Below are 13,339 nucleotides of genomic sequence, written 5' to 3'. Positions count from 1 at the left end.
ACCTGTAAAGTTAATATTTTATCAGTTACTCCCCAGCTTTTTTACCTGACCCTTTGTCATTGGTAAAAAACATAGATATCTCTATGTTTAAGAATGGAAAAATTCTTTTTAATGCTTTGTAATGAAAGGTTTTTAATTTTGGTATTATAATTTTTAAGATTCTGCAAAAAAAAGAGCTGACAGATATCAATTAAGAGCTGTCATCATCATGAATGTCATATTGCTAATTTTAGCAGTGATTACTTTGATGATGGTCGTTGAAAAACTAAAAATCAATTTAATACGATGATTGAGAAACTGAATGGGATTCAGTTTCACTCTTATTATCTTAATTTACTTTAATGAAATACAGAGAAATGCCACATAGCGATAATCGTCTTGACGAGTTTTGTTTGTATTGTGGAATAAGAGAGCCAGATACAAACGATCATGTTCCTTCAAAAATATTACTTGATAGGCCATTTCCTGACCATTTACATATGGTTCGCTCTTGTTTAGAATGTAATAATGGGTTTTCGTTGGATGAGCAGTATTTTGCTTGTCTTATTGAGTGTGTCATTTGTGGGACAAGTGATATCGAAAAACTTAATAGAAAAAGAATAAAAGACATTTTGATTAGGCAACCTAAACTCAAAGCTAGACTTGACCTTGCTAAAAATGAAAGTAATGGAAACATATTTTTTAAAATAGAAGAAAATAGGGTAAATAATGTACTTGTAAAATTGGCTAAAGGTCATACTAAATTTGAGAATAGTCAGCCAATCATAGAAGACCCAAGTAGCATTTGGATGAAACCATTACATATGCTGACAATTGAAGAGGAAAATTCTTTTTTTGCTCCATTAGAAATGGACAAGTTTCCCGAAGTAGGGAGTCGAGCTTTAATCTCTGTTACTGAAGCAAGGTTAGTGAACTCTCCATGGATAACAGTTCAACCGAATAATTACCATTATATGATGAATTTCAATTCTGGTACAACTGTAAGAATCATAATATGGGAGTATCTTGCTGTTGAAGTCAAGTGGAATAATATTATTTGAGTTATCTGCAATTATCAAAAATGAAACCAAGCGAACTTTTAAAACAAAAAATAGACGAAGAAGCTAAGATTCTTGAAAATAATTTTGGCGGAGCAAGTTATTGGGCAATACAAAATATAGTCAGAAGAATTGATTTTATTTTACCCCTATTTTGGAAACAGGATGGTTGGTCTGAACAAGAAATTGATAATTTTCGTGAATTTTATAATTATGGTTGGGCTCCTATTTTAAAGCAGTATTATACAGATATTAATCTGAATGTACACCAACCATTTCCTCTAATGACAGATGAAATGATTTCTTGGACAGATTCTAATATTCAGTTTAGTGGTAAAATAGAATTTTGCAAAAAGCTACTTTCTTATGAAAAAGCAGGACTTATTTCAATAAGTTCACCCAAAGAAAATGAGTTTACATTTTCATACACACACGAAACAACAGGAGTTGAGCAGTTCGATAAAATGAGTATAGATTTTTTTAAAAAAGAAATTGTTGAACGCTTAATAAACGAAAAGAAAAAATCTAAATCATTTGATGAAAATAAAATTAGGTATGAGTTAAGAAAAATTATTAAAAGCCCTGATGGTAAAATGATCAGCTATAACACTACTTCAGAAATTGATGAGTATTATAATCAACAGGGGCACTATCATATTCTGCGTTTACAAGGTTATGACAATTTCGATACAACTGACAGATTTGGGGGAATTGAATATTGGAAATATGTTGATATTATTGAACTAGTAACTGGTGTAGGGATTATGCATATGGAAGCATGTTTAGAACTAGTTAAAATGAATCCCAATATCAATTTACTTAATATATTATCTTATACTCATTTTAAAGACAAGACGATAAGTGCTTTTTCAAATTATCTTGGAGTAAGCGATCAAGAAATTGAACAAATTATTTCTTGTTTAACACTTTCTAAAGAAAATTTCAATTACTATTTAGAATATCCTTCAACTTCTCCTCCAATGTATTTTCAAGTATCGGAGAATATTACTATTCGTTCTATTGCCGGCTGCCTTAGTAATCCTTTTGATCTATTAAATAGAGAACTAAAAAGAAAATATCGAAGTGATTACGATAAAGCTGTAAATCGCAGAGAAGATCGATTCAGGAAAGAACTATTTGGATTCTTTCCTGATGAAAGAATCATCAAAATTCCTAGAGAAATAAATATTTCATATAATGGGATTAAAACAGACATTGATGCAGTATTATTTGATAGTAAAACAGGAACATTAGGAATATTTCAACTTAAATGGCAAGACCCATATACTCAGGATATGACTGAAAGGTATAGTAGGATGAGTAATTTATTCCCGAAAGCGAATGAGTGGGTTAAAAAGATGAAATACTGGGCAACGAATAATTCAAGTAAAACAATTTTCAATTCTCTTCAAATCAATAAACAGTTAAAAGAAAATCAAGAAATAAAAGAAATTTGTTGCTTTGTTATATCAAGAAATCAAATGAATTTTACTGGAATGGAAATTGCTGATGAAACTGTTGCGTGGAGTTCTTGGTATCAAATGATTGAGGCGCAAGTTAGAATTAAAACTGATTTCGACGATCCAATTAGAGAAATGTTTGTGAAAATTAAGTCCTTTAGCCCAGAAGCAAGAGTTAGGATTGACGAATTACCTAAAGTTGAGGATGTAGAAGTTCAAATTGGGAAAATAAAAGTGTTTTACAAGAAATAATTTAAATGATAATATAAAATCCCTTAACTGTTTACTAGCAAACGAACCTATAAATTAAATGTATTCAAGTGTTTTATGATTTTTTTGTATTTAAGAATTCAACATGATTTGAAAGCTCTTCATAATGAAAGTTAAAACTTCTAAACCATCCTTCAATAATTGGCAACTCATCATGTAAACTTGTCCATTGTCCTGTAAATTCTATCATATCAATTATTGTGTCTCTATTCAATTCTTTAACATGTGTTGGAAAATGTTTTCCAATACACATACATAAATAGACATGTAAATAATAGATAATGACAAAGTCATTATCAAAATTGGGAGCGTTAATTTTAAGCTTTTCTTTTCTTTCAAAAAGTGAAGTTTTATCATTTAGTCTCAGATTATGGGCAACAAGTGAATTTCTAAATAATCTTCTTTCTGACCATTTATTAAACCTATCAATTGCAGGTTTAGATTCTCGCTTTAATAAAATGATTTTGTCATTATATTCTGGAAATACTCCAGGTGTCAATACCTTATTAAATTCTTCCAAAATTGATTCACTGTTTAAAAATATTAATTCTGTAGTTGTTGCAATTAATGATTTTCTTAAAGACACTACATTTTCATTCTCAGAAATATTAATCATATCAAGCTCAACTAAATTGCTCTTGAGATATGCGAACTGCTTATAAAAAATTTTCAATTTTGTTGTTAGAGTTAGAATAGTCTTAAGTGAATCATGAATCTGCATGTAGTGAAATTTAATAAGATTTTATATTTATTTAATTTTATACTTGGTTTAAAGTATCAGTTTTTATGTTAAATCAATATTGTAATTCTATTCTTAACCTTTAAAGATATAACTTGATTTTCAGACATATCTATATTCTGACTATATGTCCTATAAAATTATCCATAGATTATCCCGTTCTTAATTTTAGTTATCTATTGTTATCGAATTATTCATTTCTTATAATGGTAATGCGTTGAACTTATCAATAGTTTCCCTCAAAGGGTTAAGCCATTCTCTTAACTCATCTAGATTTGCTTCACAATGTTCTATCAAACCATTTAAGATAGGTATACTAAGATATGATGGTTCACAAAACCATAATGGATAATTAGCTTGCCCAGGATAACCTCTTGAAGTACTCCAACCATTCCATCTGCTCGCAATGCACCACTTTGGTATATCGTCTGCAGAGTGAGTATAAAGGCCCCAAATAACAGAGAAATTCTCAATTCGAGTGTCATTAAAAATTAATGTGATATTGCTCCATTTACCAGGGGTTACTAAACTTGGATCCATAACAATTTAAAGATTAAAGTATGAGTGTTAGAATAATATTGATTATTTAAAAAGATTATAAGTAAGTCCAAAGAAAAACCCTAGTTGCCATTTATCATAAGTTGGTACAGAAGAAATACCTGTTGGTAAAGTATCTCGAGGATCTTTACCATTATCCGACACAGTTTGAGACAATGTTTTTACTTTACTCGTAGCTATTCCTGCCGATATGGCTAGTTGATTTTTTCTACCTCTTATATAACTACAACCTAATAGATACCTTGTTTTACTGTCCAATGGTGAAAGTGCAACACCTAAGCAAAATCCAGCTTTAGCTCTACTAGTAAACCTATAAGATATATGACCTAAAGCACCAATTGCAATATCAAATTTTAATCCGTTCTCTTGCTTTATTTGTCTGATACTATCGTTTGTTAAATAGTAATCTCTATTATATAAAGTATTGTAGAAGAATCCCGTAGAAAAACTAAAATCCCAATCATGACTTGCATAGAAAAATTGGTTACTTTTTAATATAGTGTCTTGGGAGGCATCAGTACTTAAAGGTGTATTTTTAATCATTGTAGTCGTAAGTGTGACATAATCGCTAGTGACTTTAAATGGCTTTGTTTCGACATAGTCGTTTGCATTTATAACCGTTTTTATATAAGCTATGCATTTAATAAAAACTTCCTTGTTAGCTTTCACATTTGTGTATTCTATTGAAAACTTAGTAGAATTATCTAAAAATTCTTTTGTTAATGCAATGTTAGTGGGTATTTTAGAAATTATTTGAGAAAATACTTCATATCGACTTATAAAGTTAGATGATGAAGCATTTATAGAATCTTTCAACTGCTCAATATTTTTTTCTGGATTATTATATAAATATGTAACACCATAATGTCCACATAGCTTTTCTAAGGCTTCGTGACCTTTAACTTTACAAATAGTTACATCATCCCAATTAGAATTAACATAATTTATTAAGGCCTTTGACTCTGTTAAGGTCATCGAAAGTTTTTTGTAGCTCTCATTAGCACTTTCAAAGATCGCATTAATTTGATCCTCTATGGTTGAGCCTCCTGTTAGGCCTTTCATAAACCCTCTATTCGGACTAGGAATTAATTCTTCATTTCCTGTAATACCAGGCATAATTGCTTTAAGAATATCTGGAATATCATTTGATCTATTAACAGCTTTAGGATTGATATTTATTATATGATAAGCGGTATTGATATTTGTGATTTTAAAAATATATTCTGTATGATTTTTTTTTCTATTACGAATTAACTCATCAGCGTTAGCATTAGATAAGTTTAATTTGTTATTAGTCTTATCAAAGTTAAGTATGATTGGAGTTTGAGAGTATGACTCATTTAAAAAGCTAAAAGTTACGAGTAGTAAAATGAAATTTTTCATAGATAAAAATGAGTTTGTTCTTTATGAATGTAACAGTTAATTTGGAAAGTAGAAAATAATATAACCGAATTTAAAAATATTTTTTTTTAACAAGGGGCAAGTGATTATTTTTATATTTAATATGGTATAAGCAATACTATTTTGTTCATCCATATAATATTAACGATAAGATTTAATCAATTTTATATATAGATTAAGTATTTATAAATTCGTTATTAGTTAGGGTTTTATAAAATATTGAGAATAAAATTTCCCTATATCTTTTAACATAAGACCATGATTGTCGATTAATCCTAGTAAAATTTGAATATAATCTTAAGAAATATGTTTCTGGAGATTATTGTTCTTTAAACCCGTTCAAACAAAGATCTCTTATTTTGCTCATACCAGTAATAATGCCAACTGCCGTAGTCGTCAAATGATATTTTTTCACTTACTCTATTTGGGCAATTTACTGAGAATTCTCTTTGCTGGATTTCTGGTAAATCCTTAAAATAAATATACTTTCTACCCTCAATCAAAATAGGAGGGATCCTTCGTAAAACATTTTCTTTAACGAAGTTTTCACCATCATACTTAAAAAGAGGAGATTGGTAACCACAAGCAATATGAGTTATTTCAAAATCGTTCAGGTCCGAATAGGTAAAGGAAAATAGATTCCCAAACTGATCCATTGTTATACCTTCAGCAATTTTGGGTAGGGTTAGTGTCAGTTTTTCTGAAGAATTTAATATTGGATTTAGATTACTGGTACTGTAGGATAATTTTTCAATTTCAATATCAGTACTGTTAGTATCCTTTTGCGATTTAGTTAACGCAACTTCTCTTCCATCTAGCCAGACAAAAATTGTTAAACCGTTTCTAGAAATCATAATTGGTCGTTTCAGCATATCCCAATGCTTTCTTAAAACACTTAGTCCCATCCTTGGGACAATTGGTGAAATCACAACTATATAACCTTCAGCTTTATATTCCATAATAAACCAACAATTAAAGATGAATTTTAATTCTATTTACTTCAGCTGTTTCATGCAATGAAAAACTGCTGATTCAACATCTTCTTTTCTCATTAATGGCTCCTGATTAACTAGAATACACGGGTACTCAAATAGTGCTTCTATATAATCTTTTTTCTTTATTAATGGGAAATTTTTAAAAAGATCATCTAATTCAATTTGTAGAAACCCTTCTACAAAAAATGTTTTATAAGTGTAAATGTAAAAACTAGCTAGCATATGGTTGAAAGTTTGATAATTAAAAATAAAAAATAGTATGGGTATTTACAATTTAAAGGAATAAAAATAAAACAATCAAATTGGACTCACTTACTCTATTCCTTTGCACCCTTCAATTTTTAAAAATACACTGGTTGAATTTATTTTGGTATTGGATACTAAAATTTAGGGATCTTATTATTATCTCGGTTATGTATTTTATCAATGTATTTATTCAGATCAGTTAATAGATACTCCAGATCTCGTTTCATCGCACCCTTTTTAAATGGACTTTCTCCTTCGTACGTTAGTTCGCCAAGTATAGGTTCTATAGTCTTTAATTTTTCTATACACGAATTGATTGCATTTTCAATCAATACATATTTTTGATTATCCGTTTCCATTACAAATTTTTTAATTTATACCAAAACAATAGATTCGATAATTACCAGAAGGAGTAGTTATACTAGTGGCTTGCGAACCTTTATAGATTGGCATAAAAGCATATTCCCCTGCTTCCAGCTTAGGAAGTATAATTTGGTATTTGTCGGTGCCAATCAATTTTAATTCTGGTATTACTTGGTGCGAACTCATATCTTTTGAACCAGCCATTGAAATACCAGATTTTACAAATCGTCTGTAGGTTTTATTTTTGACCACATCTGCTTTTACAATCAAAACCATTTCAAATACATCCGTTCCTGGATCTACTGTAATAATAAATTTTGGAATAGAATCATGATGAAAATGAACAGATGATTTTGGACTATCAAAAATAGTAAAATAAGAGTTAACACCTCCGTATCCCATTCCAATGGCTTTTGATTCCATTTTAGCTCCAACCTTCTCAAAATTCATTAAGGAGTCATTTTTCAAATATTGAGGTGTAAAAGTAGTCTTAGATCCAGTTGTATTGGTTGGAGTTGTTGTCTGGGTTCCTTGCGCTGCATCCAGCAAAGCATTTCCTGTTTGAGCAAAGGATAGGTTAGAATTTAAAATAATAGTTCCTAAAAGAACTTTAACGTAACTCTTAAAATTGTACATAATCTTTAAAATGAATTGTATAATGGCGGTTGATTTAAAGCCTCAATTTAAATAAAAAATCCATTAGGTTGTATGTTCGTACAACCTTTTTTAGTCGAGAAAAATTTTCATTGCCAATTATTAAAACAATGAAAATGATCGACAAAGATACATTTACGCTAAAGCTTGGTGCTCAGCTTAGAAAAATTAGGAAAGAAAAGGATATTAGTTTATCTGAACTTGGACTTAGGGGCGATTTTGATAAGCATGCACTTTCAAAGATTGAAAATGGTAAAAAGGAGATTACGGTATATTCACTACAAAAAATCTGTCATTCGTTAGAAATTACAATCGAATAGTTTTTCAAAGGATTTTAAGGTCAATAGGAGGGATTAAATCTCCGGACCTTTATCATTTCCTTTTTTAGGCTTAATTTCCTTATTTTTAGGGTTGATTTTTTCCACTATTTTAGGCTTTACATCCAGCTTATGATGTTTTTTAGCAAATTGGTAATCCCAACTTTCTTCTAGAGTTCTATTATAATTAAAGGATTTGTCAAATAGCTTCTCGCTTTCAATCATTAAATCCTTACGGCAAAATCCACCTTTAACCGGGCCTGATTTTGTATTTTGGTGGTTTGTCATCGGGCTTAATTTGTAATATTGGTTCTTGTCCCTTCTGCTGACTATGATATGTACATGTAGATTATTGCCATCTTTAATATCTTTTTTCTTTTCATCATATCGATTCCACTCCACTTTGGCATAATAAACCAAATCGCTTCCTTGAAGTCCTTTATTGAAATTTGCTGCATAGGCATTCATAAATTCACGCGTATATGTTTTAAGCTTATCTGGGTCATTTCCCAAGAATTCATTTTCCTTTTCAGACGGACTTAAAATCAACATATAAAACTTAGCATCATTTGCGCCTAGTTTTTTTTTGTTGTTATCTATCCGATTGATAACATCTATTGGGAATACAGTATTATTCTCATGGTCAAAGAAATATTCGCGGTCTCCAATACTTTTGTCCTTATTCTCCTTTTCAAGATAGTTGACTAGGGTTCTAACAGATTCTTTGTTTCCAATCTTTTTTTCACTTGCTGTAAATTTAAGGTTCATTAAAGTAGTTTTTTAGATAGCTTGTTTTGAACGGTTTCATTCAATTGTCTTAGACTTTCAGTGTTCTCTTTAATGTGTTTTGAAAAAATGGGTAATGAATTGTTATTATGCTCTACTAATTTTTTGTATTGCTCACTCATGTTTTTATGAATATCAAGTAGTTTTAAATATTGATCTGAAGGTTGGCTTGTAGTATTGACCATAGGTGATACTGGCTTATTTAATTTCTCAATTACATAATCAAGCTTTTGTAAAATGGGGTCTAGCTTTTCTTTCTCCTGAGTTTTAATAAAACCAACAAGAGAATTTCTTAATGCTTTCAATTCAGCGGCAGAGTCATTGGGTTTTATATTTTCGGGATTGATTTTATTCTTATATATATATCGAATGCATAATTGAACAATTTTTTTTTTGTCCATCTCATGAATTGTTTTTAATTCATTTAACATATCGTCAAATTCTTTTTCTATATGTAAGCTTGCCATAGTATATTGATTATATATTTATAAGTAATGATTATGAATGAGTTATTTTGAATAGTATATTCAAAATATATTCATACACTAGAATAGTGTATGAAGGGATACTGATTTTCAGTATCCTAGCCCCGCAGGGCAAGTCAGAACGGTGGCTCTGCCCCGTTCCGACTTGCTTGTCCGAAAAGGACAAATTAGTTTTTTTTAAGTGACGATCTAAGTACGTCTGAACGGTGCAATTCTTTTTGGATTACGCTTTGTGGCCGTTCAATTATTGCTATATCTTTAAAGAGTAATTCAAGAGCATCTTTAAATGCATTCTTTTGAGAGTAATCATATTCACCATTTATTCGCCTGGTATGAACGTAATTTTTTAGTCGTTCAAAATTTGACGGACTTATTAAAATAGTTTGTCTTAAATCTTTAGTAGAATCTTCGTTTTTAGGGCTTTTGGGAGGAGTAATACTAGTTACACTAGTAATATTATGTTCCTTTTCTTCGATTGTTAAATCTAAGATGTCCTTCTGTGACTCAGGTTTGATGATGGTTTTGAATGATTTGCCCATAGTATTATAGTTTAATTGAAATATTTCAACTTGTACTAAAATCATACTAAAATCGTACTAATCTGATTTTAACTTAAAAACAACTCCCAAAATCATACTAATTTGTTACTAATATCTTACTAATGATTTTGATCTAGCATTGAGTAAAGTCGAAGTAATATTTAAGTAATTAGTTAAATCGTTATTTTACTCAATAAAACATTTAGTAAAATTCAAGTAAAATCTAAGTATTCACGTTTTCGATTTGTAGTTATTTTGTAGCAAAATTGTAGTTGTTTAAAATTGAATTTGAAATTTGTAGCAGTTTTGTAGTAAAATTGTAGTAGTTCCAAATCGAAATTTATATTTGTAGCATATTTGTAGGAGTTTTGTAGTTGTAGTAACATTGGATAAATCTTAATCAATATTACTGATGTTACTAGTATTACTGATGTTACTAGTATTACTGATGTTACTAATGTTACTAATATTACTAATGTTACTAATATTACTAATGTTACTAATATTACCAATGTTACCAGTATTAACTATATTACTAGTGTTACCGAGTAATACTAATTTAAATACTGAGTTAGATTTTCTCTTCGCAGAATCTCTTCAGTTAATTTAGAATAGTCTACACAACCAATTGCATCATGGTCGTATCGGAAAATATCTTTGCCTACATGCGGAGCTTCGCTTAAAGAAATATTTTCTCGAATATTTGAATGAAGAATCAAATCTGGATACTCTTCTGAAATGGATTCCATAATATCTCGTTTCAAAATTTTTCGTTTGTCGTATCGAGTGAAGAAAATCCCCTTTAATTGTAATGAAGGATTTAATCGATTTTTGATTTTATGAATCATTTCAAAAACCTTATTCAAGCCATCGGTAGAAAATAACTGAGCTTCTAAAGGTGTGTAAACCGAATTGGACGCAACAAGTGCATTGATGGTTATTAGTCCCAGGGAAGGAGGGCAGTCTAAAATAATTACATCAAAATTATTTGAAATAGTTTTCAACTTTTCTTGAAGTATAAATTCTTTGTCAATTTCATTGGCAAGAGAACGTTCCAAACCTGATAGGGCAGGAGTACTAGCTACAATAGATATATTCTTTTCAACTTCAAATGCTTTAAATGGATATTCATTTAGAAGTGTTCCATAAATGGTATACTCAGGATCCTTGATTCCGAAGGCTGCAGTAAGATTCGCTTGCGGGTCCAAATCAATGATTAGGACTTTATAGCCAAGAATAGACATCCAGCTGCCGACATTCATAGAGCTCGTGGTTTTACCTACACCACCCTTTTGATTTAATATTGATATGATAGTTGCCATAGTTTTTTTTTAATTAAAATCCTTTTTGAAAAGACGCTGGTTGAATACCATTGTTCTTTATTACTTCTTTTTCATTCGTTATCCTGTCATATATGGTCATGAATTTCCATGAAGGATACTTTGTGTCAACATAACCTTGAAAGCGTTTCAGAGAGGTTTGTTTTCGGTATTTAACGAAGCCATTATTGCCTGTATTTACATCTCCAGTAAATACGATAACATTGAAATCTTTATAATTCATAAAATTCAACCAGCGTCTTTTTATATACTGTTTATACTGTAGAGAAAATTCTCTCAAAAGTTTGATGAAAGATGAAAATCGTATTTAAGTATTTAATATTTAATTTATTAAGTGCTCATCAAAGGCTCATCAAGTCCTCATCATTGGTAGTGAATGATGAGCGTTTTAGTCTTTTTGCTCATCTTTCTTTTTATTGATGAGTAAAAGATGAGTAAATGATGAGCCCGTAATTGTTTGAGAAATAAAATATTAAATCAATAATTCATCAACTCATCATAAATCTTGTCGAAATCCTCTTTTTTTAAAGAATAATATCTGCCGACAACATCTCTTTCATAGATAAATCCTGTTCCGTCATAATAGAATTCTTTATAGGTTAATGAATTTGATTGTTGCGTTAAGCTGAATTTTTCTTCAAGAATTTTTCGGACATCATTTCTCGAAAGCTTAATTCCTGCTCGTTCTAATAGTGCCTTTACATTAGTATTGGTAAAACATAATTTAGCAGGTTCTTTAGCTTCCATGATATCCCTGAAAATTTCTAATAACTCCATTTCTGCTCTATTCAAAAACTTTCGCTTAACCCGTTTTAAAGCATCGGTTGCTATTTGTTCAGAGCTGAACCACATTCTTGTGATGACTTTAGGCGGAACAAGTGTTCTTTGAGTTAGAAAATATAAAAACTGGGGGATCTCTTTTTCAAGTTCATTTAATAGATTTTCATTTTCACTCGTGAATGGTTCTATTTTTCGGATCCAATACCTTGTTTCTTCAGGCTCTATAATGATAAAATTGTCTTCATTGTTTGAGCACAGTATGAATTTGCCAATAAAGACTTCCTCAAACTTGTCCTTATTTTTTGCTTCTGTTTTATAAGTCTTTGCTGTACTAAGATTTTTAATCCGTTCAGAATCCTCTCTTCGGTCAAGTAAGGCTTCATCAACTCCGACAATCAACTTATCCGACCAGTCAGCATTAAAATTTGATCTGAAATCCTCGTTGGTATTTATGGTCATGTTATTTTCGAAAATTGCTTTCAAAAACATTAAAAATGTGGACTTACCTGTATTTCGCTTTTTACTTACCAAACATAAAATAGGCAACCTTCTTGTAGGTTGCAGATATAGTAGTGATATATAGTCTAGTCCTAGTTCGTATTGCTCGCCAAATATGTGACGGATAAAATCTGTAATTTTATTGCATGTGCCTTCCATTGGTTTGTTATTTATAGAGTGATATTTATTAATGAATCCAAGGTTTTCGTATTTATAGTCTATGTGGCCAGGATAAAAGCCAAAGCCATCATACTTTGGTACCTCACTCAAATAGTCTTTACCGTGGTCTTGTTTGATGGTTTCTGAATCCCATCGAACCAATAGTTTAATTTTGTCACCATACAAGTTGGGTTTGTATATTGTTTTATAATAAACTGTTCCAACCCGCATATAGCTGCATTCTTTTTTCATAGGTCACAATGATATTTTAATATCATTCCCTATCTTTGTTCTAGGAAATGATTCAGGAGTGAATTGTTTTAAAGAATTAGTAAAAGCACCGCGTCAACGGTGCTTTTTTTATTTTCTAGAGTATTTGGTGAGCTTTGGCTCTTGCTTGAAAGCTTCTTTTAATTCTTCAAGTTCATAAAAAACGGTACCTCTTGCTTTCAACTGATAGAAAGGTACTAGACCGGCATAGCGCCATTTAGTTAATGTTGTTTCCGATACACCTAAAACTTTTGAAGCCTCTTTATGCGATAGCCGTTTTGGCTCTGCAGGGATATTGGGTTCAGTAGAATTGGTTCCCGATTTAAAGAATAGACTTAATGCATTAATGAATGCATTTTGGATATCATCAGGTGATAATAAGACAAGTGTTTGTTTAGAATTGCTCATGATTTCTATGTGTTTGTTTAGCATGATGCAATTC

Annotated in this window: 16 protein-coding genes; 3 read left to right on the top strand and 13 right to left on the bottom strand. The window is 30.5% G+C overall.

Annotated elements, in window-relative coordinates:
- Positions 1–341 precede the first annotated feature (341 nt).
- Complete coding sequence (locus Q0543_RS06025) at positions 342–1,040, top strand: hypothetical protein (protein ID WP_299250396.1); 699 nt, start codon at positions 342–344, stop codon at positions 1,038–1,040.
- Positions 1,041–1,060: 20 nt separating this feature from the next.
- The gene (locus Q0543_RS06020) at positions 1,061–2,749 is read left to right on the top strand and encodes a hypothetical protein (protein ID WP_299250394.1); all 1,689 of its coding nucleotides are present in this window, start codon (positions 1,061–1,063) and stop codon (positions 2,747–2,749) included.
- 73 nt (positions 2,750–2,822) lie between these two features.
- Here the strand turns inward: Q0543_RS06020 and Q0543_RS06015 are convergent, their stop codons facing one another.
- The 6 genes from Q0543_RS06015 to Q0543_RS05990 form a co-directional block, all read right to left on the bottom strand.
- Positions 2,823–3,383 carry a hypothetical protein gene (locus Q0543_RS06015; RefSeq protein WP_299250392.1) on the bottom strand — a complete coding sequence of 187 codons (561 nt, stop codon included), beginning with the start codon at positions 3,381–3,383 and terminating at the stop codon, positions 2,823–2,825.
- 324 nt (positions 3,384–3,707) lie between these two features.
- A complete protein-coding gene (locus Q0543_RS06010) occupies positions 3,708–4,046 on the bottom strand; it encodes a hypothetical protein (RefSeq protein WP_299250390.1) in 339 nt (112 codons plus the stop codon).
- Positions 4,047–4,088: 42 nt separating this feature from the next.
- Positions 4,089–5,447 (bottom strand): hypothetical protein, encoded by a 1,359-nt coding sequence (locus tag Q0543_RS06005; RefSeq protein ID WP_299250388.1) that lies wholly within the window; start codon positions 5,445–5,447, stop codon positions 4,089–4,091.
- 347 nt (positions 5,448–5,794) lie between these two features.
- Positions 5,795–6,424 (bottom strand): hypothetical protein, encoded by a 630-nt coding sequence (locus Q0543_RS06000; RefSeq protein ID WP_299250386.1) that lies wholly within the window; start codon positions 6,422–6,424, stop codon positions 5,795–5,797.
- 416 nt (positions 6,425–6,840) lie between these two features.
- Positions 6,841–7,065 (bottom strand): hypothetical protein, encoded by a 225-nt coding sequence (locus tag Q0543_RS05995; RefSeq protein ID WP_299250384.1) that lies wholly within the window; start codon positions 7,063–7,065, stop codon positions 6,841–6,843.
- Positions 7,066–7,075: 10 nt separating this feature from the next.
- Positions 7,076–7,705, bottom strand: a complete 630-nt coding sequence (locus Q0543_RS05990; RefSeq protein ID WP_299250383.1) for a hypothetical protein — start codon at positions 7,703–7,705, stop codon at positions 7,076–7,078.
- A gap of 134 nt (positions 7,706–7,839) precedes the next feature.
- Here Q0543_RS05990 and Q0543_RS05985 point away from each other — a divergent pair, with 134 nt between their 5' ends.
- Complete coding sequence (locus Q0543_RS05985; protein ID WP_299250382.1) at positions 7,840–8,043, top strand: helix-turn-helix transcriptional regulator; 204 nt, start codon at positions 7,840–7,842, stop codon at positions 8,041–8,043.
- 33 nt (positions 8,044–8,076) lie between these two features.
- Here the strand turns inward: Q0543_RS05985 and Q0543_RS05980 are convergent, their stop codons facing one another.
- The 7 genes from Q0543_RS05980 to Q0543_RS05950 form a co-directional block, all read right to left on the bottom strand.
- Positions 8,077–8,808 (bottom strand): DUF5712 family protein, encoded by a 732-nt coding sequence (locus Q0543_RS05980; protein WP_299250380.1) that lies wholly within the window; start codon positions 8,806–8,808, stop codon positions 8,077–8,079.
- Complete coding sequence (locus tag Q0543_RS05975) at positions 8,808–9,293, bottom strand: BfmA/BtgA family mobilization protein (RefSeq protein WP_299250378.1); 486 nt, start codon at positions 9,291–9,293, stop codon at positions 8,808–8,810. Before Q0543_RS05975 ends, Q0543_RS05980 begins: the two co-directional genes overlap by 1 nt.
- A 185-nt stretch (positions 9,294–9,478) precedes the next feature.
- Positions 9,479–9,895 (bottom strand): hypothetical protein, encoded by a 417-nt coding sequence (locus Q0543_RS05970; protein ID WP_299250376.1) that lies wholly within the window; start codon positions 9,893–9,895, stop codon positions 9,479–9,481.
- Between the two features lie 509 nt (positions 9,896–10,404).
- Positions 10,405–11,172, bottom strand: a complete 768-nt coding sequence (locus tag Q0543_RS05965; protein ID WP_299250374.1) for a ParA family protein — start codon at positions 11,170–11,172, stop codon at positions 10,405–10,407.
- A gap of 13 nt (positions 11,173–11,185) precedes the next feature.
- Positions 11,186–11,413: a hypothetical protein gene (locus Q0543_RS05960; RefSeq protein WP_299250372.1), complete on the bottom strand. Its 228-nt coding sequence runs from the start codon at positions 11,411–11,413 to the stop codon at positions 11,186–11,188.
- A gap of 254 nt (positions 11,414–11,667) precedes the next feature.
- The gene (locus tag Q0543_RS05955) at positions 11,668–12,879 is read right to left on the bottom strand and encodes a primase-helicase family protein (protein WP_299250370.1); all 1,212 of its coding nucleotides are present in this window, start codon (positions 12,877–12,879) and stop codon (positions 11,668–11,670) included.
- Between the two features lie 108 nt (positions 12,880–12,987).
- On the bottom strand, positions 12,988–13,329 hold the full coding sequence (locus Q0543_RS05950) for a helix-turn-helix domain-containing protein (RefSeq protein WP_299250368.1): 342 nt from the start codon (positions 13,327–13,329) through the stop codon (positions 12,988–12,990).
- Positions 13,330–13,339: the final 10 nt, after the last annotated feature.

The organism is uncultured Cytophaga sp. (assembly GCF_937863595.1).
GTDB lineage: Bacteria > Bacteroidota > Bacteroidia > Cytophagales > Cytophagaceae > Cytophaga.
This window is presented reverse-complemented; position numbering and strand designations above follow the sequence as displayed.

Coding starts and splice junctions, on each gene's coding strand:
- Q0543_RS05950 (WP_299250368.1), bottom strand. CDS start 13,329: ATGCTAAACAAACACATAGAAATCATGAGCAATTCTAAACAAACACTT.
- Q0543_RS06025 (WP_299250396.1), top strand. CDS start 342: ATGAAATACAGAGAAATGCCACATAGCGATAATCGTCTTGACGAGTTT.
- Q0543_RS05985 (WP_299250382.1), top strand. CDS start 7,840: ATGATCGACAAAGATACATTTACGCTAAAGCTTGGTGCTCAGCTTAGA.
- Q0543_RS05980 (WP_299250380.1), bottom strand. CDS start 8,808: ATGAACCTTAAATTTACAGCAAGTGAAAAAAAGATTGGAAACAAAGAA.
- Q0543_RS05970 (WP_299250376.1), bottom strand. CDS start 9,895: ATGATTTTAGTACAAGTTGAAATATTTCAATTAAACTATAATACTATG.
- Q0543_RS05965 (WP_299250374.1), bottom strand. CDS start 11,172: ATGGCAACTATCATATCAATATTAAATCAAAAGGGTGGTGTAGGTAAA.
- Q0543_RS05955 (WP_299250370.1), bottom strand. CDS start 12,879: ATGAAAAAAGAATGCAGCTATATGCGGGTTGGAACAGTTTATTATAAA.
- Q0543_RS06000 (WP_299250386.1), bottom strand. CDS start 6,424: ATGGAATATAAAGCTGAAGGTTATATAGTTGTGATTTCACCAATTGTC.
- Q0543_RS06005 (WP_299250388.1), bottom strand. CDS start 5,447: ATGAAAAATTTCATTTTACTACTCGTAACTTTTAGCTTTTTAAATGAG.
- Q0543_RS06020 (WP_299250394.1), top strand. CDS start 1,061: ATGAAACCAAGCGAACTTTTAAAACAAAAAATAGACGAAGAAGCTAAG.
- Q0543_RS05995 (WP_299250384.1), bottom strand. CDS start 7,065: ATGGAAACGGATAATCAAAAATATGTATTGATTGAAAATGCAATCAAT.
- Q0543_RS06010 (WP_299250390.1), bottom strand. CDS start 4,046: ATGGATCCAAGTTTAGTAACCCCTGGTAAATGGAGCAATATCACATTA.
- Q0543_RS05990 (WP_299250383.1), bottom strand. CDS start 7,705: ATGTACAATTTTAAGAGTTACGTTAAAGTTCTTTTAGGAACTATTATT.
- Q0543_RS05960 (WP_299250372.1), bottom strand. CDS start 11,413: ATGAATTATAAAGATTTCAATGTTATCGTATTTACTGGAGATGTAAAT.
- Q0543_RS05975 (WP_299250378.1), bottom strand. CDS start 9,293: ATGGCAAGCTTACATATAGAAAAAGAATTTGACGATATGTTAAATGAA.
- Q0543_RS06015 (WP_299250392.1), bottom strand. CDS start 3,383: ATGATTAATATTTCTGAGAATGAAAATGTAGTGTCTTTAAGAAAATCA.